The following is a 21651-nucleotide window of genomic DNA, read 5'->3' on the forward strand; positions in this document are numbered from 1 at the left end:
AACAATCTCACTGCCCACCATTTATTCCCATTATTCAACCAAGAGGCAATCCTATGGAAAGCTACAATCCCGCATCGGAAGTAAATATCCAAGTTGAGTCCCAATCCAATATTGTTCCATTTCAGTCTCCTCGTCGCTCTGCCTCTGCTTCACAAGGCTCAATCTGGTCGCGGCTCTGGAATGGCTTATTCCAACTGCTAATGCCCAAAACCGAACCGAGAATTGTGCAAAAGTGTGAGCCAAACGGCAATGAATACTATCAGGTGTACGATCCAGTGACTGGCAATTCCAAAACCTTCAGTTCAGAAGAGGAAACGCGCATCTGGCTCGACCGACGCTTCTATGAAACCTCGCGCAATTGGTAGAACTTGAGATTGCCAAATGAGTATTGCTCTGAGATTCTATCCAATTACCTGCCACGGTGATTCACAGCTGATTTCACCAGCTCTGCACCGTGGTTAACTCTCCCTTCCCAGGATTTACACTTCTCGTTGACTAGCCAGGACAGCTTACATAGGTCATTACTCTACATCTTATCCACTTCTTCATCGCTTTGATTATCAGAAATATTGCTTACCATGAACCTCACCATCCGTCCGGTTGAGTTGGCTGATGTGCCGCTATTGTTCGCATTTATTCAAAAGAAAGCTGAATTTGATAGAAGCTTGGGCGCATTTTCAGGTCAACTGCAAACGAGTGAACAGGCGTTGCGAGAAACTTTGTTTAATGCTGCTCCCTATGCCACGGCTGTATTTGCAGAAGTGGATCGGCAGCCGGTTGGGTTTGCACTCTACTACTTTCGCTATTCCTCGTTTCAAGGTCGTCCTAGCCTGTGGCTGGATGATTTGTATATCGATGCATTTAAGCGGGGACAGGGAATTGGCACTCGACTGTTTCAGCATTTAGTTCAGTTAGGGCAGTCTCACCGCTGTAGCCATATGGCTTGGAACGCTCATGAAGATAATCAGCGTGGCTTGCGGTTCTACCAAAACATGGGAGCTAAAATCATTGACCAACAGGGAAGCATACTGTATTTTCGGCTAAATCTACCAATCGATTTTTCAATTAGTGCAGCACCAGCAAAATCAGCTAATCAAATTGTGGGATAACAACTGCGGTAATTCAAAGGTAATTCAAATTTGATATTATTTCGAGAAAGATTCTGAGGTACTCGTGATGGAACGCACTTATTATCAAACAATGGCGGAGTATAACCAATGGATGAACGAAAAACTATATGCCATCTGTGCTGATATTCCTGATAATGTGCGTAAGCAAGATCGAGGGGCATTCTTCAAATCGATTCATGGCACCTTGAATCACCTACTGTTCGGCGATCGGATCTGGATGGGCCGCTTGACTCGAACTCCGTTTTCGGCTCAGCTTGGGGAAGAACTTTACAGCGATTTTGCTGAACTGCGTCAACAGCGCCAAATCACCGATTGGCAAATTCTGAACTGGGCGCAGCAGCTTTCTCCCGAATGGCTGAATCAATCCTTGACCTACACTAGTGGGGTGGATGGCAAAAGCCGCACGTTACCCCATTGGCTCCTAGTGACGCATCTGTTTAACCATCAAACTCACCATCGCGGCCAGCTCACGACCCTACTCAGTCAGTTGGGCTACGATCCGGGTATCACAGATCTACCCTGGTTGCCCAGCCTGACCCAATCATCTTGTACCACATCCGACAAAACGCCCTAATTTAACAAACGTTTTGCAAAACGTCTCTATGGGCACAGACGGTTCGCAAAACGTCTCTATGGGCATAGACGTTTCGCAAAACGTCTCTACGTGGATTTGATGTACAAATGTTTTGCGAAACGTCTCTACGTTAATAAACCGCTATATAACTCTTGCGTTAACGGGCTTGGATCAACGCCCAACTCTTCGCGTAACGTTGTCATACATTGATGATAAATCTGTAAGGCACTAGCCCGATCGCCGCTCAGGTCATAGAGCCGCATCAACCGCTGGTAGCTGGCTTCTCGCAAAGGTTCTAGCTTGAGGAGCTGTTGGGCATGACGGAGGGCCGTCTGGTAGTCCTGCTGGTGTTCAAGTATTTGGACCAGCTTGTCTAATACCTGGAGCCGCTCTTGGCGTAATTGCTCGCGTTCTATTTCGAGCCATTCGTTGTGTAAGTGAGGCAGTAGATCACCCGAATAGATGCTCAACGCCTGGATTGAAGCAGCCTGAGCCTGGGGGAAATTTCCAGCGATTGCGACGGCGTTTGCGGTGTGAATGGCTGCCTGAAATTCGGCGACATCGAGCGTGAAGGGTGCGTCGGATCGCCACTGCATTGTTTTGGCATCGGTTTGGATGTAGGTGTCGGCATTGGGCAACAGTTGGCGGAGGGTATGTAGCTCTTTGCGCAAATTACCGCGAGCTTGGCTATCTGAGGAATCGGGCCATAGCAGAAATGCCAGGTGCTGACGCAGTTGGGGTGTATGGCGGTGTAGTACCAGGTAGGCAAGGAGAGTCTGCAAACGTTCGCTGGAGAAGCCAGTGACGGGTTTGTCATCGTAGGTGAGGTTGAACTGTCCCAGCAGTTGAATTTGCAGGATGGGTATGGTAGAAACTAAAGGGTGCAATGGGTAGCTTGAACTAGATGGCCGCAGAGAGGCTGTTTCTGCTAGCTCTGTGGAATTGCTCTCTGCCGTAGGAGCTTCAATCTCTGCTGTAATATCTATTGCTGGTACGGGTTGCAATTCGATAGCTCCCAGGCTTTTTAGCGTTGATAGTTGCGCTTCTGTTAATCCCTGCACCTCCGCAATGTTCATATTTTCGTAAGGACGATAGACTCTCAGCGTTTTCAAGCATTGTCCTGTAAGAATCTGCCAAAACTTAATCGCCGCATCCGCACTGCTGCTAATCACGGTGCCATCCAAACTCCACTGCAACGCTAAAACCTTGCTGTCATGGGCAAACAGTTGCTGGAGACATTCGCCGGATTCCACGTCCCACAATCTCAGCGTTTGATCGGCACTGCCGCTGGCTAGAAATTGCCCATCCGGACTCCAAACCACTGCCCTGACCCAATCTCGATGCCCCTGCCAAGTACCTCGACTAGTGAGAGATGGCAACTGCCATAGGCGAATTGTGCAGTCGGCACTGCCGCTAGCAAGAATCGTTCCATCTGGACTCCAGGCCAGCGACAGAACTGTATCTTGATGCCCCTGCAAAACCGCCAAACAATCACCTGTTTGAGTATCCCAAATCCGAATCGTGTGGTCCGCACTGCCGCTGGCCAACAGCGTTCCATCCGGACTCCAGGCCACGGTTCGTACCGAGTTGGTATGTCCGACAAACCGCTTCAGGCAGATGCCTTGATTCACATCCCACAACCGCACCACCGGGTCCGCACTGCCGCTGGCGATGATGGTTGCTTCAGGATGCCAGTCCAGTGCCCAAACCCAGTCCATGTCTCCTTGCAGCACTTGCAAACCCTGGCCCGTTTCTAGTTCCCAAATTTTGATTGTTTTATCATGGCTGCCGCTAGCGAGCTGTTTGCCATCGGGACTCCAATCGAGCGCTGTTGCCCAGGTATTGTGGGCCTTGAGTTCTAGCGTCACTTGCTGCAAATCGGTTCGCCAAACTCGCACGGTGCCATCGGCGCTACTGCTTGCTAATATAAACGGATCCGGATGACATGCAATCGCCATCACAAAATTAATATAGCCCTGCAGTGAGGCCAAACAATCGCCAGTTTCTGGATTCCACAACTTCAGCGCTTGATTCACATCACTGCTGGCGAGCAGAGGTTTAGCTGCACACCAGGCAACCGAAAATACTTGATTGGTATGTCCTGGCAACACTCGGATACACTGACTGGTTGAAATCTGCCAGATTCTCACGGTTTGGTCGCTGCTGCCGCTGACCAGACGAGTGCCGTCTGCATTCCAGGCCAATGCCTGAACCGTATCGCTATGTCCGCTGAGCGTTTTGCATTCGAGCAATTCCCGATCCCAAATCCGAATGGTGTGGTCATCACTGCCGCTGGCTAACAGTCCATCGGGACTCCAGGCTACTGCTTGCACGCGATCCTGATGGCCCTGCAACGTTTTCAGACAAGCACCCGTGTGGCTATCCCAAATCCGAATGGTATGGTCATCACTGCCGCTGGCTAACAGTCCGTCCGCGCTCCAGGCAACGGCTCGAACCGTGCGGCTATGACCTGCTGGCTGAAGCAACATCTGACCCGTATCGCTATCCCAAAGGTGAATGTAGCCATTACTGCAACCGCTGGCCAAAATGGATTCTTGGGGATGCCAGGCGACCGAGAATACACAGCCGCTGTTTCCCTCTAATATTTGCAAACATTGTTCGGTTTGAATATCCCAGAGTCTAATCATGCCATCATCACTACCGCTAGCTAGGATAGTGGTTCCAGGTTTCCAGGCAACCGAGAGAACACAACTTGTATGGCCGCTTAACTTAGCTAATAGTTGAAACGTGGTGGTATCCCAGATCGAGACCTTACCGCTACTGTCAGCACTGGCTAAAAAGCGACCATCTGAGCTAAAGGCAACCGAGAGGATATCGGTAAACGAACGGGTAAAAACGGTTTTGGCAAAATTAGCAGCAGCAAAGTTAACCTGGTGCAGGTTTACCCCTTGCAAATCGGCATGCCAGATTGTCAAGTTCGAGAAATCATAGCCAGTCAAATCCAAACCGAGGCAACAGCAAAGATTGAGCAGGTTACCCGCTCCATAACCCGATGTGTGAAAGTTGAGCTGGCGCAGCGTTTCTATTGATTTCTTTAAGTGACAATCCAGCGCATCGGTGCTGCCGAAGGCGTGGGTTAGCTGTTCAGCGATCGGTTTCACAATCAGCCGCCGTTGACTTTCTCGGATATAGTCTTTGACGGTTGTTTTCATCCAGGCATGGGTCAAGAGCAGGCGAAATTCCTGATTGAATAATTCAGCCGTTACCTTTTCAATCAACCGATCGATAAAATACTCCATCACAACCGGCTGTTGGGTATAGGTTCCCGCCTGTTTCTCAATCAATGAACGGCCATTTAGATGCTCTAGAGCTTCTAGTAAGCGCGGTTTAGAAATCACAGGAATAATATCGGCCTGCAATTCGGCTACGCTCGTCCATTCTCGATTGATGGCTAACCAATACATGATGAAGGTTTCTAGCTCGGAGAGCCGCCCAAACTGTTGATCGAGCACGCGCCGAATGCCGTTGAACACCAGTGTGTCCTGCTGCAGGAATGCGTCAATATCGCCATCAAATAATTCTTGAATCGATATAGAGACAATTTTAACGGCCAATGGACTATATCCATAGCGTTCACTGAGCTGTTGCTTTTGCTCTAGAGAACCTATCAACCGTTTCGTCTGCATGATTTCTTCAGCCGCTTCGGGTGAACCAGCTAATTGCAAGGTACGCACGGCATTGCCTTCACAGGCTGCAACCTCGGCTGGTTTTTCTCGGCTGGTCAAAATTACACAGCTTTGATGGGCACTCTCGGCTACGGTGCGCAGCAGCTCGCTGTACTGCTCATAGCCAGTACGAAACTGGCCGACAAATTCCTGGTCGAGAATCGTCTCTAAGTTATCCAACAGGATCAGACAGCGGTGAGTTCGCAGCCAATGAACCAGTCGCCGCAGGTTAGGCTGGGTATCTGCTTGGTCAGAGAGAAACGGAACCAGTTCCGCGAGCAGTACCTCTAGTGGAGGAGCGTTTCGCAGCGAGCGCCAAATCACATACTCGAACGGGCGGCGGTCGGAGTCTGTCTCCACCAACTGCTGCACCAGTTTGGCAGCTAGCGCCGTTTTGCCAATCCCACCCATGCCCAATAGGGCAATCAGACGGCATTGGTTTGGCCCAATCCACTCTGCTAATGACGTGAGTTCCTGCTGACGGCCATAGAAGACAGAGACATCGGGGGCTTCGCCCCAGTCGATCTGAGAAAGTGGGGGGTAGGGGGGTAGGGGGGTAGGGGGCGAGGAAGTGGGGGGGCAGGGGGAATGATCTTGGGGGGATTGGAGGTAGTCGTTGGGGGTTAGATCGAGGCCAAAAGCTTGAAAGTAGGCAGCCACCGTTTGCCGATCGACGGGTGTTTTGCGATTTCGTACTTTCGTCAGCGTGTTGGGGCTGAGGCCAGTGCGCTCGCTCAGTTGCTTCAACGTCAAGGGGCTGGGATTGGCGTGGGCCTGCTGTTCGGCCATTTGCAGACGCTCCCAGCCATAATCGGAAAGGATTACTCCCCGTGATCGTTTCGTGCTTTGAACCTGTTGAGCCATTGGTATAGAGTAGCCGAGTGCTGATTGCTAGTTACCGTACACACATACTTATGGTATACGTTCAATCAATTTTTACCGCTCTCCTGACTGCCAAAATGGGCTGTGCTTAATCTTTGTTCAAGTTATACAAATCTCAGACAACTGCCTGCCTGTAAACTCATCTCAGAGCCGTGTGGCGTAAGTTGGGAACTTGCATGCTGATTTCTGAGTATGGTTCATCAACTTGTGAATAGTATGGCTAGCTTAGCGATTCAGGATTGGTTTTACCGAGTGTTTCTACTGTATTCTTCTAGGTGACTAGTACTACACTCGTCTAACCGTATTTTCGGAACCGCCAACTTAAAAGATAGAAAAGTTAACGCTTAGCTCGGTTTAGCCTTTTAGATGCTGTAACAGCGCTCGGTAACGCCGCAGTAACGGTTTATCAACGCTCGGTTGTTTAGATTCAATTTAGGTTGAACAACTCACCTACGCCAACACAATTCAAGGAGAAATTTTTCCCATGGCAATCCAAGAACGTGAACCCAACAATACAATGGCAACCGCCCAAAATCTTTTCGGTTTACTGCCCACGGGCGGTACAAGATCCGTCACCAAAACCATTGAAGGCAGCGTCAGTGGTTCTGATACCGATTTTTTCCGGTTTCTCCCTGGTAATCAAGCCACCTCCAAAATTACCATTACGCTGACTGGAACAAATAGCAATTTCTTCCTGTACCGCGATGCCAATCACAATGGTCAAATTGATCCAGGTGAATTTATTGATGGCACCTTTGGCCGAACATCAAAAACCATTACGTTAGACGGATCTGGTGATAATATCTATCACGTGCAGGTATCTAAAAGCGGCAGCGCTGCTAATTATAAACTTGACATCACTGCCACTCCGGGTCTGGGATCTGAAAGAGAACCCAATAATAGCCCCAGTCAAGCTCAAGATATCGGTCGTTTGAATGGTTTCCGCAACTTTGGTGGTTCAGTCAGTTCTAGCGATCGGATTGATTACTACCGCTTCCGTCTAGATACAAATCGTGATGTCTCGCTTAGCTTGAATGTTAAGTCAAGCACAACGAATGCGGGTCTAAAACTGTATCGAGATGCCAACAGCAACGGCAGACTAGAAGCCAATGAACTGGTTGCCACTGGAACAGGAAGCAACGACTTAATTAGAAAACAGCTTGGCACTGGTGACTATTTTGTTGAAGTAGCCCAGGTGAGTGGCAGCGTTGATTACCGCCTTAATATGTCAGCCCTCGCTTAACCAATTGGTTCTCCTGAGTTGATCCGAGTGGGATTTGGATTAAATCCCTGAATCCCACTTTACTGATCTTCCCACTGAGGCTGAAGGGTACATCTCTACAAACGCTATACAAACCGCGACAAAGTTTGATTTCTAGTTTTACAGAAAAATTTACTTTTTCATCCACCAGAATCTTTGAGAGTCATATGCTTACGCTTTGCCAACCCGATGTTCAGGCGATGACCATTACAGAAATGCTGGCCCGCTTGAAGCAGTACCAACTGTTGCCGCAATTTCAGCAAGAGCTGATTATCGATGCTGCAATTGCCGAGATCGACTGCACCCCCGATGAGATCGCAGCTGCTCATCAGCAGTTGATCGCCAAATACCAATTAACCTCAGATGCCGCCAAGGATCAGTTCTGTCAACAGCGTGGTTTAACGGCTGAAGATTTAGATGCGCTGCTAACTCGTCTCTGTCGAATCGAGAAGTTCAAGCAACAAACCTGGGGCCACAAACTCGAATCCTATTTCCTACAGCGCAAACCAACGCTAGACCGCGTCATTTATTCGATCCTCCAGGTAGAAGATGCCGACCTCGCCCAAGAGCTATATTTCCGGCTGCAAGATGACGAGCAATCCTTTGCTGAACTGGCTCGTCACTACGCTCCCGAAACTGCGAACAGCTTGGTGGGTCCGGTTGAGCTAGGGGCAATCCATCCCGACCTCGCCTATCTACTCAGCCTCAGCTATCCTGGTCAGCTCTGGCACCCGATCCCGATTGGCGAAACGCTCGTAATTCTCCGCCTAGAGCAGTTGCTGCCTGCCCGTCTCGATCAAGCAATGCGGCAGCGGTTACTGCAAGAGTTGTTCGACCAGTGGGTGGGGAGTGGGGGTGAGGGGTGGGGGGTGGGGAGTGAGGGGGTGAGGGGGTGAGGGGTGGAGGGGTGAGATTGTCACTGCGACTATCTAGAGCGGCTTAATCCCACTGTTTACTGTTTACAAACTCTGATAACGAACAAAATTTCGGTAGAATTTTCTCCGAGTCTGTTCAGAGCTTTGTGTCAATTCCCACCCGCGAATCAATTGTTAATCGGGGAAGTCTGCTTACACAGACTCAGCAAGAGGTTTAGCGCACTACCCTGCGGGAACGCCAGTGTATAGTGGACTTACTTCATTAGCCCGCGATGCATCTGCGGGCAGGTCAGGCAACAAAGCAACACAGAACCATTTACAGATCCTTTTCTCCACCCCCTCACTCCCCACCCCCCACTCCCCACCCCCTCACCCCTTCACCTCTATGTCTCAACAAATAGGGCGACTCGCCGAAACCCTGGTTGCTAACTGGTTGAAACAACAAAATTGGCAAATCTTGGCGCAGCGGTGGCATTGTCGTTGGGGTGAATTGGATCTAGTAGCGTTCACAGAAACGCCCCAGCCCTGGATTGCCTTTGTTGAGGTCAAGGCGCGGAGTTCCGGCAACTGGGATGCAGATGGCCTCTTAGCTATTACTCCGGCCAAACAAGAAAAACTGCTGCGGGCGGCGCAATTGTTTCTGTCTACCTACCCAGAGCAGGCCGAACTGCCCTGTCGGTTTGATGTTGCGATTGTGCATTACCAACAGGTCTATGACCAACCGCAATCCTCTCCTATGACTTCACCTCCCACAGTTGAGCTAGGGCAACCTCTGCCAATGGGTCAGTACTGCCTGATGCTCCAGGATTACATTGTGGCGGCCTTTGAGTGACTGGAGAAAAGCGAATCATGATCAGAATGAAAAATCAGCATGAGAAAAGGGCGCGATAATTGCGCCCTCCGTTCACCACCCAAACTTAAAAATCTTCTAGACTAGCATCCTAGGCCAGCGTTTCGGGGCAATAGCCCAAGCCTTGGACAAACTGTTTGCGGAATTCCTCGATTTCGGTGCGATCGGGAGTTCCGTGGGAAACGACTGCCACCTGATATCGACGCATCACTTCCACAGGAGACTGTCCGGTTTCCAAGCCCCACAGCGCCATCTGAACTCGAACTTCAGGCTCGTAAGGAATTCCCAGCTCATTCAGGAAGGCTCGAAAATCCCCAGCTTCTTGAGGATCAAGAGCACGGTTAAATTTCACCTTCACAACCCAACCATCAATTTGGTGGATAACTGTAATGAAGCGGACCGGAAGCCAGGGCATTGCATGGAAGTGCTCAACAATCCTCAACGTCAGACTGGCATTCGCGAGGTAATACAAATACTCCATGGGATAAACAATCCTGGCAAATGCTACACTTTCATCTTCGCGGGATTCCCCAGTTTCTACTAGGGGAAATGCCCCCGACCTGATATGGGGAATATACCCAATTTGGCCCAACTCTTGGATTAAGCCAACCCAGCAGAATCCAGCAGAATCAGGTCGAGATTAATGCTTTGCAGCGCCTACCCTAGGTCTAGTAGATTAAAAGCTGGTTTCCTCACTCATTCGCATGACTCGACCCGACTTCCTGCCTGCTCCACCCACCGTTAACCCCGATCTGCTGCTAGAGTCCTACGACTACAGCCTGCCAGAGGACCGAATTGCCCAAAACCCTGTGGTCCCCAGGGACAGTTCCCGCCTGCTCGTGGTCAAAGCCGCACCAGACTACGAGCATCGCATTTTCCGCGAGCTGCCTGAGTTACTGCATCCAGGCGATTTGCTGGTGATGAACGACACGCGGGTCATTCCGGCTCGACTGTATGGCCGCAAATCCAACGGCACGCCCGTAGAAGTGTTGCTGCTGGAAGAACAAACACCGAATCAATGGCTGGGGCTGGTGAAACCCGGAAAGCGCCTGAAGCCCGGAGCCACCATCGAGTTTGGTACAGCAGATCGCCCTCTCCTGACGGCTACAGTAATCGCTGTTGATCAATCCACAGGCGGACGGCTGCTCCAGTTTGATTTGCCAGCCGAGCAGTCGATTTTGCCGCTGCTGTCCCAATTCGGCCAGGTGCCGCTACCGCCCTACATCACCGAATCAGAAGCCGACCCAGAGCAATATCAAACCGTGTATGCCAATCGGCCTGGGTCAGCCGCCGCTCCTACCGCTGGCCTCCACTTTACGCCCGACTTGCTAGAGCGCCTGAGGCAGCAAGGGATTCAGCAGACGTTTGTCACCCTGCATGTGGGCGTGGGCACCTTTCGCCCCGTAGAAGCCACCGATATCACCCAACACCAAATGCATGGCGAATGGGTGGAAGTACCCGCCGCAACCGTAGATCAGATTAATCAAACCAAAGCGCAGGGCGGACGCATCATTGCTGTCGGCACCACATCAGTTCGTTCGCTGGAAGGAACCGCTGCAATTCACGGCACGCTCCAACCCTACTGCGGCAAAACCAACCTCTACATCTATCCCGGCTACCAATGGCAAGTTGTGGATGGCCTGATCACCAATTTTCACCTACCCAAATCCAGCCTGATGATGCTAGTGAGTGCCCTAATCGGACGACAGCGGCTGCTAGATTTGTACCAGATTGCGATCCAGGACCAGTACCGCTTTTACTCATTCGGCGACGCGATGCTGATTCTGCCAGAAGCAGTTCAATAACCGACATTAGGTATGACCATTACGGGCAAACGATTTGGCAGTCAATCAACCCCCAACCCCCAACCCCCAACTCCTGACCACTATCGCTTCAGCCAAATCGCCCGCATTCCAGCCGTCTTTGCGCCCTCATAGTCTTCCTGCAAACTGTCGCCAATATGCCAAGCTTGGTCTGGGGAACAGTTGTGCTTCGACAGGGCCACCTGAAAAATCAGCGGATCGGGTTTGGCGGCTCCTACTTCGGTCGAGATGGTGATCGAAGCAAAGTAGGGGGTGAGGCCCAATGCTTTTAAGACCGCGTGAATGCGCGTGTCGAAGTTGGAGAGTACACCCAAATCAACACCTTGATTACACCAATAATTTAAAAACGGAATTGTATCGGGATAGATAAACCAAGGTTCGGGACTAGCGAAATAGGCATAGAGTTCAGCAAAGAAGGCGGAAAAGTCGCTGAATTGATCGTAGATGCCAGCGCGCTGAAACGTGTCACGGGCAATTGCTTCCCACCATTCGTATTCCTTGCGGGGAATCTGCTCGACGGGCACACCGGGAAACGCCATCGGAAACGGCATACTTTTGAAGCTTTGGTAGAATGCCCGATCCAGCGCCTTGGCATCTGCGTCTACCCCAAACCGGCGCGTCACATTCAGGTACATTGCGCCGACGCTTTGCTGCACGCCGAACAAGGTACCAACAGCGTCAAGAAAAATCACCTGGGGAACAGTCCGGCTCATGACGAAAGCAATTCACGAATCGGTTGGGCAATCCAGTTTAGCCCAACTTTGATCTGGTGGTCGAGGGTCGGCATGCGGTAGAGGTAGATCAGGCGACGGGCAATATGGGCAGCCGGTCCTTCGAGCTTGAGACCAAAGCCAGCCAGAGTGGCGTTATCGGTACCCAGGGTCATCATTTCGCCCAATGCCTGATAGCGGAAGGGCAGCAGGGGACGGCCGGTAATCGCAGCCCAGAGGTTCCAACCGGCATACTCGGCTTGCTGAAAGGCGGCTTGAGCAGTGGCCGGTACGCGCTGACCTTCGGCATCCTGACATTCGGCCAGATCGCCCACGGCAAACAGCTCAGGGTGATCCACGACTTGCAGCATCGGGTTGACCAGCACCTGACCGCGGGCATTATGGGGCAACGGCAGTTCTTGCACCACTTTCGCCACTTGGGTTCCTACGGTCCACAGCACAATCTCCACCGGAATTGTATCCACCTGGTTGCGATAGTCGAGCGAAATCGAATCGGCGGTGATGGCCTGCACCTTGGTTTCTAGATCGATCCAGACCTTACGGTCGCTCAGAGCCTTGGCAGCCGTCGTGCGGTTGAATTCTGGCGAGTTGCGCAAAATCTGGTCGGTAGCTTCCACGATCCGGATTCGGCCCCGTTCGCCCAAGCGGTCGGCCAGTTTGCAGGCCAGCTCCACGCCGCTATAGCCGCCGCCCACAATTGCAACGCGGATTTTGTCGGCATTACCAGCTTCCAGCGTCCGCAGTTTTTCTTCGAGTCGGTAGGCATCAGCAATCGTGCGAAACGGAATCGCGTAGTCGGCTACACCGGGAACCGTATCCAGTGGCGTCTCACCACCCATTGCCAGCACCAAATAGTCGTAGGACAGGGCGGGCTGGTCTTTTAACTGCACCTGCTTGGCCTCTAGCTCAATGCTTGCCACCTCGGCCTGACAAAACCGAATGCTGGTATTGGCTAACAGCTCGGTGTAGGGCGGCGCAATTTCCCAGGTTTCCAGTTCGCCGGTCAGCAGTTCGTAGAGCAAAGGCGAAAACAAAAACCGATCGCGCTGATCCACCAGAGTGATTTCTGGTTGGGACTGCTCCCACGGAAATTGGATCAACTTCAGAGCCGTGTAGAGACCTCCAAAGCCGCCACCAAGAATACAGATACGGGGGTGTTGAGTCATTGTTCTGAGTGCGTTCTGAATGGTTGTTAAGAAGCGGCAACACTTTACAGAATAACAAGCAGGTTGAGAGTTGGGGGCAGCGTTCGGCAGCGAGGAAAGTGATGACAGTTTTGAGTTTTGAGTTTTGGTGGTGTAGCCTGTGCGCTTGGCGATAGCTTGCCGTTAGGCATAGCACGTAGTTTTGAGGAGGCAGAGGCTATTTGAGCGTCTTGCTTACCTCTCCAATCATCCTCTTACTAATTCAAAACTTAAAACTCAAAACTCAAAACTCAAAATTTATAAACTTCCCGCATAATAGGGGGGCAAATTAGTGATTGGCGACCATGCTTTTGCAAGAACAACCGCAACTGGCATCGGTATTGGGCCTGCCGGTGCATTTACTCAATAGCTACAGCGATTGGCTGCTTGACCGAGTCCAACAGCAACAGGGTGTTCATGTAGTAACGCTGAATGCCGAAATGGCGATGCAGGCTGAGCAAAATCCAGCTCTCGCCACCGTGATCCGCAATGCGGAATTGGTGATTCCCGATGGCGCGGGAGTGGCGCTCTATCTAAAACTGCGGGGGGTACCTGTGCAGCGCTGTCCGGGCATCGAGCTAGCTGAAGCTTTGCTAAAAAAGGCATCTACGCTGTCTCCGCCCTGCTCTGTCTTTTTCTATGGAGCTAAACCAGAAGTGATTGAAGCTGCCGCTGCCGCGTGGCAGAAGCGCCTACCCGGATTAAAAATCGTTGGAATGCAGCACGGCTACATCTCTGCCCAAGAGCAACTCCAACTCCGCCAACGGTTGAGCGCCCTGCAGCCGCAAATTATCCTAGTCGGGCTGGGTGTGCCGCGCCAGGAGCTGTGGATCGCCGAGCATCGCCACCTCTGCCCTCAGGCGAGCTGGATTGGCGTGGGCGGCAGTTTCGACATTTGGGCTGGCACTAAAACTCGTGCTCCGGGCTGGTTGCGCAACAATAATTTGGAATGGGTTTACCGTCTGTATCAAGAACCCTGGCGCTGGCGACGCATGTTAGCCCTGCCCAAGTTTGCTTGGCGTTCGCTGATCTCCTGGAACCATTAGATTCCCAAGCGGTTGCTGGACTGCCAATGGTTTTCTTCTCGGCAGGTTTAATTTTTCATCAATGGATATTCTAGAAGAGAGCGAGTACAATAAGCCTGCATAACAAAGCTCTGATAACGATCTGCTGGCTATCCAGTCACATGGGCCGGACTTGCGCCCGTTCATAGATTCCCTTGATTGAGATTCCCTTAATTCACTATGCGCCCTGTTACGCCAGATCGGTCTTCCATTCCTCCGTTCGGTCACCCTGCTTCCCACCTCGGTGCAACTGAAGCGACATCGGCTCATGTTGCTAATCCTGTCTCAGCTAGCGTCATGGTTGAGCTAGAGCAGGTGAGTAAGGTGTATCCCAATGGCTGCCGTGCCCTCAATCAGGTGAATTTGCGCGTGCAGGAAGGGGACTTTTTATTTGTCACTGGGCCTTCTGGGTCAGGTAAATCGACGCTGCTGAAGCTGCTTTATGGGGAAGAACAGCCCAGCGAGGGAGAAGTCAGGGTCAACAATACCTTGGTGTCTGGTCTGAAGGGCAATGCCTTGGCCCAACTGCGGCGGCAGATCGGAATCGTATTTCAAGATTACAAGCTGATTCCCAGACGCACTGTGGCTGAGAACGTTGCCTTTGTGCTGTGGGCGCAGGGCTTTACCCGCAAGGAAATCCACCGTCGCCTGATGCCAACGCTGCGCATGGTGGGGCTGCAAAACAAAGCCAACTGTTTTCCCGATCAGCTATCGGGTGGCGAACAGCAGCGGGTCAGCATTGCCCGTGCCGTAGTCGGAACGCCGCGAATTTTGCTGGCCGACGAACCGACCGGCAACCTCGACCCCGACAACTCGATGCAGGTGATCAACATTCTGCGCCGTCTTCATACCGTTGGCATCACGGTGATTATTACCACCCATGATGAGCATCTGGTGCGTCAGTCTAGCTATCCGGTCGTGCAGATCCGCGAAGGGCGCTTGTTTCGGGTGCGCGGGTGAGCAATGCCCAACCCGTCTAAGAGGCTACCGTGTACACAGATCTCGATCGCGACGCAATGTAAGGGTTTAATCCCCCTCAATCCCCCTAAACCCCTACAGGGATGCGCCTTCGTAGGATAAGGGGGACTTCAATCCCTGGTTGGTAGGTGCTGCGCCCAGGCTTCGCCTACGGTTCCCCCCTTTTGTAAGGGAGGCTAGGGGGGATCTTCGACTTGTGTGTACACGGTAGCTAAGAGGAGGGAGTTGCGCCGCTTTCCACTGGAGTCGTTTCTTCGGGAAGGGCCAGTAGGGGTGGCACTGTTTTAGAAGTCCGGATACGGTCAGCCGTGCCTTTGATGAAGCTGGCGATGGGTACGGCAATGAACAGACCGAGGGCACCCTTCAGCTTAAAGCCGATAAACACCGAGATGAGCATCCAGACTGGGTTGAGTCCCGTCATTTCACCCACAATTCGGGGACCAATCACATTCTCGCTAATCTGATTCACGATCAGGCATACAACTAAGACCTTGGCCCCCAGCCAAACGCTTTGCAGCGACGCCAGCAGACTCACGGTGATGATGCCAAGGGTACCGCCAAAGGGAACCAAACTCGCTGCGCCAATCGTAAACCCAAATAGCAGCGCCAAGGGCACACCCATAATAAACAGAGCAATCGTCTGCACGCTAGCTAGAATGGCTGCAAGCGTCGCCTGCCCAGCAATGTAGCGCTCAAAGTTATCCGGCAAATATTCCCGCACTTGCAGATTCCAGGACGCCGGGAGCCAACCTAACACACCGTTCCACAACTCCTGCCCCCGCAGCACTAGAAACACCGACAGCACCACGGTCAAAAACACATTCACAATGCTGCCAATCGTATTGAAAATCAGATTGACTAACTGGCGCGTAAACGAACGCAGGGCAATCGTCAGCCGGTCTACCGATTGGGTAATGGCGCTGCTGACATCAATCGGCAACTGCTGCGCCTTTGCCCAGGTCTCCACCGTTTTTACCTGCTGTTTACCGGATTCGATCCAGTCTGGCAGTCGGGTCAGCAGTTCATTAGCCTGTTGGATAATCAGCGGCCCCAGCACCAAGACCAGCAGCACTAGTAGCAGCAGAAACAAGAGGAACACGAGTCCTATGGCAATGCCGCGCTTGGCACCGAGCTGCTCTAGAAACCGAATCGGATAGTCGAGTAGAAACGCAATCAGCGTCGCGGTGATCAAAATACTGACCAGCGGCTCTAGCTTGTCAACCAACAGCAGCAGCAGCCAGCCGTTGAGAAAAATCAGTGGAAACGCCAAACCAACGCCATACCAGCGGGGCAGCTTGTTAGCAAACTGGAACATAGGCACCCAAGCGCACGAGCAGAATTATGCCCCTAGGATGCCACAGACCAGCCAATTCTGGTAGGGGTGAAGCATTTGATGCAAAGGCTTCCCTGGAGGCGGATTGGATTGGCGCAAATGCCTGGATGTACGGGTGAAGCATTTGATTCAAAGCTTTTCCTGCATGCGGGGTTGATTGGTACAAATGCCTGGATGTACGGGTGAAGCATTTGATTCAAAGCTTTTCCTGCATGCGGGGTTGATTGGTACAAATGCCTGGATGTACGGGTGAAGCATTTGATTCAAAGCTTTTCCTGCATGCGGGGTTGATTGGTACAAATGCCTGGATGTACGGGTGAAGCATTTGATTCAAAGCTTTTCCTGCATGCGGGGTTGATTGGTACAAATGCTTCACCCCTACTCGATTTCATCAATGGCGGCCTCGGCTTTTTGGACGCCTTCCTGATTGTTTTGTTGCTGATACAGCTCGCGGGCTTGTTGATAGGATTTCAGCGCTTCCCGGTTCCGCTCACGAGATTGTAAAGCGACACCAAGCTGGAAATGGGCATCGGCATCTTGGGGGTCCAGTTCCACCAGCTTGCGGTAGGCGACGATGGCCCGCAGGTAATCTTGCTCTTCCAGGTAAAGTTCACCTAACTCCAAGTGGGCTTCCCTCAGACTGGGCTGTACGGCTACGGCTTTTTCGTATTGCGCCCGGGCGGCGGCGGCATTACCCTGCGCTCGATAGACATCGCCAATTTGCAGGTGAATCGTGCCATTGCGGGGTTCTAGTTCAGCCGCTCGCTTGAGAGCATCCATGCCGGCGGCCACATCGCCTAAGTTCAGTAAGGCCACCCCCAGGTTTAACTGCACTGTGCTGCGGCGCGGCTCTAGCTGGTTGGCTCGCTGCAAGGCTTCTAGCGCTTCTTGATACTGTCCTTGCTGGAGGTAGGCGGAACCAATCGATTCGTAAATTCGCCCATTGTTGGGGCTAGAGGCCAGCACCTGACGATAGGCAGCAATTGCGCCATCGTAATCGCCTAATCGGGACAGCACGATGCCCAACCCCAGATAGGCTTCCACATCGTTGCGGCGTAGTTGGGTGGTGCGGCGGTAGGCGTCAGCAGCTCCTTGATAGTCGCCCAAGTTGGCTTTGCAGAATCCCAGCGCGTAGTAAAAATCCGGATTGCTAGCATCGATGGCAATCGCCTGCTGGTAGGCTTCAACTGCCGCCTCGAAGTTGTTCTGCCGAGCCTGCAAAAACCCTAAAGCCGAATAGATACGGGCATTGTCTGGCGCGAGCCGAACTGCTTCTTGGTAAACCGCAATTGCATCGGGGACTTTACCAGCCTGAACCAGATCGCGGCCTTGTTCCAGCAGCTGATTCAGCCGGTCGTCATTCGTGGCGGGAAGTTGTTGCGGCGGTAAGGTTTGGGCAGAGACAACCGGGGCCACAAACAGCGTTCCGGCCCAAATCAAGCTGGCTGCTAATACAATGTTTTTACCCACGGTCAGTCGTAGGAATGCTAATCTCATTGAGTATTTTGGCGCGTGTGAGAACAATAGATGATTCTAGCAACAACCGATGTCATTCAAGGCGCAATTGTGGAAGCTCACCTCGGAGTGGTGACGGCTGAAGTCGTTTACGGTTCCAATGCTCTGCGGGATTTCTTTGCCGGAATTCGCGACATTATCGGCGGACGCACGGGCAGCTATGAGCGCGTGTTTGAACGGGGCCATCGGGATGCTCTGGCCGAACTGGAACAGCGAGCCAAATCTCTGGGAGCCAATGCCGTGGTCGGTATCAAAATGGATACGGGCAGCATCAATGTGGGCGACACGGGCACCCTACTGCTGATCACAGCCACCGGCACCGCAGTCCGCTTACGTAGTTAACCGCAGTGGGGCTGACTTGAGCGGGATTTGACTGGAAATGTTACCCACATCACCAGCCGCTACGACCCTAATTTGCGATTCCATCTCAATTTGTCAGCAAGGATCTGTCTTTAGCAAGACTAAGGAAGGGGGGGGACTTAGGCAAGATGAAGCCAGTAACCCTTACTCCAGAGACGCCCTCGGTGCAAAGCCGGGGGTTTTTTTATATACAGCACCCCTATTTGATCAGCTGCCTACATCAAGCCCATCACGTCTCGATAGCGGGGTTCTACAGCCTGCATGGTCTGCGAATGGCGCGAAGTTTGCCATTGACTGCGCTCGAACAGTTCCTGCTTCAACTGAGCCACATCGATTGTGGTCACCTCCCCATTGGCAACGACTTGCCGCCCATCCACCCAGACGCTATCTACGGCTTGGGCCGGTCGCCCCAAAATCAACAGCCCAATCGGATCGGTGCGGGGCAACAGCGACAAGCTGGTCAAGTCATAAAGCACCAGATCGGCCTTTTTCCCTACCGTTAAGGTTCCTAATTCGTCAGCCCGGTTGAGGCCAGTGGCTCCGCCCAACGAGGCCATTTCCACCGCTTGGCGAGGCGTGATCCAGTGGCGGTAGTCGAAATCGGTGACGTTGTGCAGAATTGAGCCAATTTTGATCGCTTCTAGCAGATCCTGTGAGTCGTTACTGGCCGAACCATCACAGCCAAAGGCCACATTCACCCCCGCCTGCCGATACTTCAGAAGCGGAGCAATCCCACTGCCCAGCCGCAAGTTGCTGAGGGGATTGTGCACCACCGTCGATTGGGTTTCGGCCAGAATTGCGATATCGGCATCCTCTAGCCAAACGCAATGAGCCAAGGAAGTACGAGGGCCGAGGAAGCCAAGCCGCTTTAGATGTTCGACTCCAGAGCAGCCGTATTTTTCCTGGGCCACTAATTGCTGTGCTTTGGTTTCCAGCAGATGGGCGTGGCGGCAGAGGTTATAGCGGTCGCTCAGCTCAATGCAGCCAGTAAACAGGGCATCGGAGCACAACTGAATGCCGGTCGGAGCCACCAGGATGTTGATTCGCTCATCGGGGCGGTGAAACTGCTCGACGCTGGCCTCTACCAGATCAAGCGTGGCCTGGGTAGTACGAAAATAGGTTTCGTGGTTCGTCTCGTCTCGGTCTGGCAGCCCAGCAGTAAAGGCTTCATCCTGAATCAGGGGTGCGACAAAGGCTCGAATTCCAACCTCCTGGTAGGCTCGTACTGCCGCCGCAATCGTTTCCGTTTCTTTGCCAGGAATCAGCACTAGATGATCTACGACACTAGTTCCACCCGTCAGCAAGGTTTCAACCGCCGTTCCCAGAGCGCTCAGGTAAATCTGCTCTGGTTCGAGGGGCGTAAAATCGTAGAGTTCGGCCAGCCACAGTTCTAATGGCACCGGTGGAATCATGCCGCGCTGCCACATTTCCGAGGAGTGGGTATGGGCATTGACAAACCCAGGCAACAGCAGCTTATTGTGACCATCTACAAGTTTGCCAATCGGTTCTAGGTGGTCCGCAATTGCCCGGATCCGATTGGCTTCGATTTGCACATCAACCGTTGCATAGCCTTGTTCAACCGGAATCAGTACGTTTTGAATGGTGTAGTTCATGAAGTTTTGAGTTTTGAGTTTTAAGTTTTGAGTTCTGAATTTTGAGTTCTACAGCAGCTAGCTACAAAACTTCTCTCAAAGACGCCACGCCCCAGCATAAGCACAAGACTGTCCCGAACTGACTAAACTCAAAACTTAGAACTTAGAATTTAGAATTTAGAACTTATATCGAGCCGTAGCGTTGACTACTGAAGCAAATAGCTGATGCCGCAACAGTGGACTTGGCGCAGAATCACAGAACAGAATCACATTACAACCGAAGATTACAACAAAAGAAGATCGATTGAGTACCAGCCTTTTTTTCCTATGAACGTACCCCTAAAACCGCTCGGAGTCTCCCCCAACGCTTGGGCTGTGAATGCCGAGATGGCTGACATCACCCGTCCGTCGCTGCCACCCCGCCCGATTTTGCTGCCTACCGAAACCAAAACCCTCCGGCTCGACTTGGCTAAGGCCGCCTTAGTTATCATTGACATGCAGAATGACTTTTGCCATCCCGATGGTTGGCTGGCCCATATCGGCGTCGATGTCACCCCAGCCCGCGCCCCGATCGAACCCCTGAAAACGCTGCTGCCAGTTTTGCGAGCCGTTGACCTGCCGATTATTTGGCTCAACTGGGGCAACCGGCCAGATTTGCTCAACATTGGAGCAGGCTTGCGGCATGTCTACAATTCTACGGGTGACGGAGTTGGGTTAGGCGATCCGCTGCCCAAAAATGGTGCTCCGGTACTGATCAAAGGTAGCTGGGCTGCTGCCGTAGTGGATGAATTGACGATCGAACCCAGCGATATCCGGGTCGATAAGTACCGCATGAGTGGCTTTTGGGACACGCCCCTAGACAGCATCTTGCGCAACCTGGGCAGAACCACACTGTTCTTCGCTGGCGTCAATGCCGATCAATGCGTGATGACAACACTGCAAGACGCCAACTTTCTCGGCTACGACTGCATCTTACTGAGCGACTGCACCGCCACCACCTCCCCCGACTATTGCCTCAAAGCCACCTTCTACAACGTCAACCAATGCTTTGGCTTTGTCAGCCGCTCTCAAAATTTAATTCAACAGTTGAATTAAATTTTGAGTTTTGAGTTTTGAGTTTTAAGTTTTGAGTTGAAATACAAAATTCAGGATGGTTGTCACCATACCATGGCTCTACCTACAACCTAACTCAGACTTCACTCACCAACTCAAAACTCAAAACTCAAAACTCAAAACTTGATTAAACCTGGAGTATGCTATGAACCCCACTTGTGTGATTCCGGTGGTTAAAACCCCTAAAGATTATCAAGCTTATCGGATTAGTCCTCACGATACGAATCGGTTAGCGATTGTGTTTGATCCAAATACGGCAAACATCTCGTTAACGTACTGTGTAGAAATTTTTGATGTGGGCGGCAAAACTCCGCCGAATCGGCACCAGTTGGCGGTGGAAATGTTTTTTGTGCTTAAAGGCGAAGGCTTGGCTACCTGTGACGGTAAGACGGTCCCGATTCAGGCTGGAGACAGCATTTTGGTACCGGCGACGGGCACCCACGTGATCGAGAATACGGGCAAGAATCGCCTTTATGCGCTGTGCATCATGGTGCCGAACGAAGACTTTGCCGAACTGATCCGGAGTGGCACTCCGGTGGAGCTAGACGAAGAAGACCTGGCCGTGCTGCGGCGCTCGGATGGTTTGCTGGCGAAATGAAATGATCAAGTTTGGTCTTGGCCCTTCGGTTAACGTTTGATAAGGGGTTTTGTCCCGTCTGCCGTTTGCCGGTTTCAAGCGCTTAGAATTGAGGCGCACAAA

General features: G+C 52.0%; 19 protein-coding genes. 12 read left to right on the forward strand and 7 right to left on the reverse strand.

Annotated elements, in window-relative coordinates:
- The first annotated feature begins 53 nt into the window (after nt 1–53).
- From HJG54_RS06450 to HJG54_RS06460, 3 genes are all read left to right on the forward strand, one after another.
- On the forward strand, nt 54–365 hold the full coding sequence (locus HJG54_RS06450; RefSeq protein ID WP_316434008.1) for a hypothetical protein: 312 nt from the start codon (nt 54–56) through the stop codon (nt 363–365).
- A gap of 213 nt (nt 366–578) precedes the next feature.
- Nucleotides 579–1109 carry a GNAT family N-acetyltransferase gene (locus tag HJG54_RS06455; RefSeq protein WP_316434009.1) on the forward strand — a complete coding sequence of 177 codons (531 nt, stop codon included), beginning with the start codon at nt 579–581 and terminating at the stop codon, nt 1107–1109.
- A 67-nt stretch (nt 1110–1176) separates the two neighbouring features.
- Nucleotides 1177–1704: a DinB family protein gene (locus HJG54_RS06460; protein WP_316434011.1), complete on the forward strand. Its 528-nt coding sequence runs from the start codon at nt 1177–1179 to the stop codon at nt 1702–1704.
- 125 nt (nt 1705–1829) lie between these two features.
- On the opposite strand, the gene HJG54_RS06465 is transcribed toward HJG54_RS06460, so the two are convergent.
- Entirely contained in the window at nt 1830–6254 is a 4425-nt protein-coding gene (locus HJG54_RS06465; RefSeq protein WP_316434012.1) for a BTAD domain-containing putative transcriptional regulator, read from the reverse strand.
- Nucleotides 6255–6756: 502 nt separating this feature from the next.
- Between HJG54_RS06465 and HJG54_RS06470 the strand changes: the two genes are divergently transcribed.
- The 3 genes from HJG54_RS06470 to HJG54_RS06480 all read left to right on the forward strand — a co-directional run bounded on the left by HJG54_RS06470 (nt 6757) and on the right by HJG54_RS06480 (nt 9240).
- Entirely contained in the window at nt 6757–7515 is a 759-nt protein-coding gene (locus HJG54_RS06470; protein WP_316434013.1) for a hypothetical protein, read from the forward strand.
- 185 nt (nt 7516–7700) lie between these two features.
- Nucleotides 7701–8429: a peptidylprolyl isomerase gene (locus HJG54_RS06475; protein ID WP_316434015.1), complete on the forward strand. Its 729-nt coding sequence runs from the start codon at nt 7701–7703 to the stop codon at nt 8427–8429.
- 364 nt (nt 8430–8793) lie between these two features.
- Nucleotides 8794–9240, forward strand: a complete 447-nt coding sequence (locus HJG54_RS06480; protein WP_316434016.1) for a YraN family protein — start codon at nt 8794–8796, stop codon at nt 9238–9240.
- Nucleotides 9241–9349: 109 nt separating this feature from the next.
- On the opposite strand, the gene HJG54_RS06485 is transcribed toward HJG54_RS06480, so the two are convergent.
- Nucleotides 9350–9739, reverse strand: coding sequence for a hypothetical protein (locus HJG54_RS06485; RefSeq protein WP_036008442.1), 390 nt, complete (start codon nt 9737–9739; stop codon nt 9350–9352).
- A gap of 223 nt (nt 9740–9962) precedes the next feature.
- Here HJG54_RS06485 and queA point away from each other — a divergent pair, with 223 nt between their 5' ends.
- Complete coding sequence (gene queA / locus HJG54_RS06490; RefSeq protein WP_316434017.1) at nt 9963–11063, forward strand: tRNA preQ1(34) S-adenosylmethionine ribosyltransferase-isomerase QueA; 1101 nt, start codon at nt 9963–9965, stop codon at nt 11061–11063.
- A gap of 80 nt (nt 11064–11143) precedes the next feature.
- Here queA and HJG54_RS06495 read toward each other — a convergent pair whose 3' ends face one another.
- Nucleotides 11144–11794, reverse strand: a complete 651-nt coding sequence (locus HJG54_RS06495) for an HAD-IA family hydrolase (protein ID WP_316434019.1) — start codon at nt 11792–11794, stop codon at nt 11144–11146.
- A complete protein-coding gene (locus HJG54_RS06500; RefSeq protein ID WP_316434020.1) occupies nt 11791–12978 on the reverse strand; it encodes an NAD(P)/FAD-dependent oxidoreductase in 1188 nt (395 codons plus the stop codon). Before HJG54_RS06500 ends, HJG54_RS06495 begins: the two co-directional genes overlap by 4 nt.
- 323 nt (nt 12979–13301) lie before the next feature.
- On the opposite strand from HJG54_RS06500, the gene HJG54_RS06505 reads away from it, so the two are divergent.
- Nucleotides 13302–14042: a WecB/TagA/CpsF family glycosyltransferase gene (locus HJG54_RS06505; protein ID WP_316434021.1), complete on the forward strand. Its 741-nt coding sequence runs from the start codon at nt 13302–13304 to the stop codon at nt 14040–14042.
- A 198-nt stretch (nt 14043–14240) separates the two neighbouring features.
- Complete coding sequence (gene ftsE, locus HJG54_RS06510) at nt 14241–15020, forward strand: cell division ATP-binding protein FtsE (protein WP_316434022.1); 780 nt, start codon at nt 14241–14243, stop codon at nt 15018–15020.
- A gap of 229 nt (nt 15021–15249) precedes the next feature.
- Here ftsE and HJG54_RS06515 read toward each other — a convergent pair whose 3' ends face one another.
- Entirely contained in the window at nt 15250–16353 is a 1104-nt protein-coding gene (locus HJG54_RS06515; protein ID WP_036002994.1) for an AI-2E family transporter, read from the reverse strand.
- 396 nt (nt 16354–16749) lie between these two features.
- On the reverse strand, nt 16750–17868 hold the full coding sequence (locus HJG54_RS06520; RefSeq protein ID WP_316434023.1) for a tetratricopeptide repeat protein: 1119 nt from the start codon (nt 17866–17868) through the stop codon (nt 16750–16752).
- A 30-nt stretch (nt 17869–17898) separates the two neighbouring features.
- Between HJG54_RS06520 and HJG54_RS06525 the strand changes: the two genes are divergently transcribed.
- On the forward strand, nt 17899–18228 hold the full coding sequence (locus tag HJG54_RS06525; RefSeq protein WP_036002997.1) for a YbjQ family protein: 330 nt from the start codon (nt 17899–17901) through the stop codon (nt 18226–18228).
- Between the two features lie 233 nt (nt 18229–18461).
- On the opposite strand, the gene HJG54_RS06530 is transcribed toward HJG54_RS06525, so the two are convergent.
- On the reverse strand, nt 18462–19859 hold the full coding sequence (locus tag HJG54_RS06530) for an amidohydrolase (RefSeq protein WP_316434024.1): 1398 nt from the start codon (nt 19857–19859) through the stop codon (nt 18462–18464).
- Between the two features lie 306 nt (nt 19860–20165).
- Here HJG54_RS06530 and HJG54_RS06535 point away from each other — a divergent pair, with 306 nt between their 5' ends.
- Both HJG54_RS06535 and HJG54_RS06540 read left to right on the forward strand, forming a co-directional pair.
- The gene (locus HJG54_RS06535; RefSeq protein WP_316434025.1) at nt 20166–20933 is read left to right on the forward strand and encodes a cysteine hydrolase family protein; all 768 of its coding nucleotides are present in this window, start codon (nt 20166–20168) and stop codon (nt 20931–20933) included.
- Nucleotides 20934–21096: 163 nt separating this feature from the next.
- On the forward strand, nt 21097–21549 hold the full coding sequence (locus tag HJG54_RS06540) for a cupin domain-containing protein (protein WP_316434027.1): 453 nt from the start codon (nt 21097–21099) through the stop codon (nt 21547–21549).
- Nucleotides 21550–21651 lie beyond the last annotated feature (102 nt).

The organism is Leptolyngbya sp. NK1-12 (genome assembly GCF_032598965.1).
In the GTDB taxonomy this organism is placed as follows: domain Bacteria; phylum Cyanobacteriota; class Cyanobacteriia; order Elainellales; family Elainellaceae; genus Elainella.

Excerpts from the sequence above, each read along its gene's own strand:
- HJG54_RS06450 (WP_316434008.1), top strand. The coding sequence starts at position 54 with ATGGAAAGCTACAATCCCGCATCGGAAGTAAATATCCAAGTTGAGTCC.
- HJG54_RS06455 (WP_316434009.1), top strand. The coding sequence starts at position 579 with ATGAACCTCACCATCCGTCCGGTTGAGTTGGCTGATGTGCCGCTATTG.
- HJG54_RS06460 (WP_316434011.1), top strand. The coding sequence starts at position 1,177 with ATGGAACGCACTTATTATCAAACAATGGCGGAGTATAACCAATGGATG.
- HJG54_RS06465 (WP_316434012.1), bottom strand. The coding sequence starts at position 6,254 with ATGGCTCAACAGGTTCAAAGCACGAAACGATCACGGGGAGTAATCCTT.
- HJG54_RS06470 (WP_316434013.1), top strand. The coding sequence starts at position 6,757 with ATGGCAATCCAAGAACGTGAACCCAACAATACAATGGCAACCGCCCAA.
- HJG54_RS06475 (WP_316434015.1), top strand. The coding sequence starts at position 7,701 with ATGCTTACGCTTTGCCAACCCGATGTTCAGGCGATGACCATTACAGAA.
- HJG54_RS06480 (WP_316434016.1), top strand. The coding sequence starts at position 8,794 with ATGTCTCAACAAATAGGGCGACTCGCCGAAACCCTGGTTGCTAACTGG.
- HJG54_RS06485 (WP_036008442.1), bottom strand. The coding sequence starts at position 9,739 with ATGGAGTATTTGTATTACCTCGCGAATGCCAGTCTGACGTTGAGGATT.
- queA (WP_316434017.1), top strand. The coding sequence starts at position 9,963 with ATGACTCGACCCGACTTCCTGCCTGCTCCACCCACCGTTAACCCCGAT.
- HJG54_RS06495 (WP_316434019.1), bottom strand. The coding sequence starts at position 11,794 with ATGAGCCGGACTGTTCCCCAGGTGATTTTTCTTGACGCTGTTGGTACC.
- HJG54_RS06500 (WP_316434020.1), bottom strand. The coding sequence starts at position 12,978 with ATGACTCAACACCCCCGTATCTGTATTCTTGGTGGCGGCTTTGGAGGT.
- HJG54_RS06505 (WP_316434021.1), top strand. The coding sequence starts at position 13,302 with ATGCTTTTGCAAGAACAACCGCAACTGGCATCGGTATTGGGCCTGCCG.
- ftsE (WP_316434022.1), top strand. The coding sequence starts at position 14,241 with ATGCGCCCTGTTACGCCAGATCGGTCTTCCATTCCTCCGTTCGGTCAC.
- HJG54_RS06515 (WP_036002994.1), bottom strand. The coding sequence starts at position 16,353 with ATGTTCCAGTTTGCTAACAAGCTGCCCCGCTGGTATGGCGTTGGTTTG.
- HJG54_RS06520 (WP_316434023.1), bottom strand. The coding sequence starts at position 17,868 with ATGAGATTAGCATTCCTACGACTGACCGTGGGTAAAAACATTGTATTA.
- HJG54_RS06525 (WP_036002997.1), top strand. The coding sequence starts at position 17,899 with ATGATTCTAGCAACAACCGATGTCATTCAAGGCGCAATTGTGGAAGCT.
- HJG54_RS06530 (WP_316434024.1), bottom strand. The coding sequence starts at position 19,859 with ATGAACTACACCATTCAAAACGTACTGATTCCGGTTGAACAAGGCTAT.
- HJG54_RS06535 (WP_316434025.1), top strand. The coding sequence starts at position 20,166 with ATGAACGTACCCCTAAAACCGCTCGGAGTCTCCCCCAACGCTTGGGCT.
- HJG54_RS06540 (WP_316434027.1), top strand. The coding sequence starts at position 21,097 with ATGAACCCCACTTGTGTGATTCCGGTGGTTAAAACCCCTAAAGATTAT.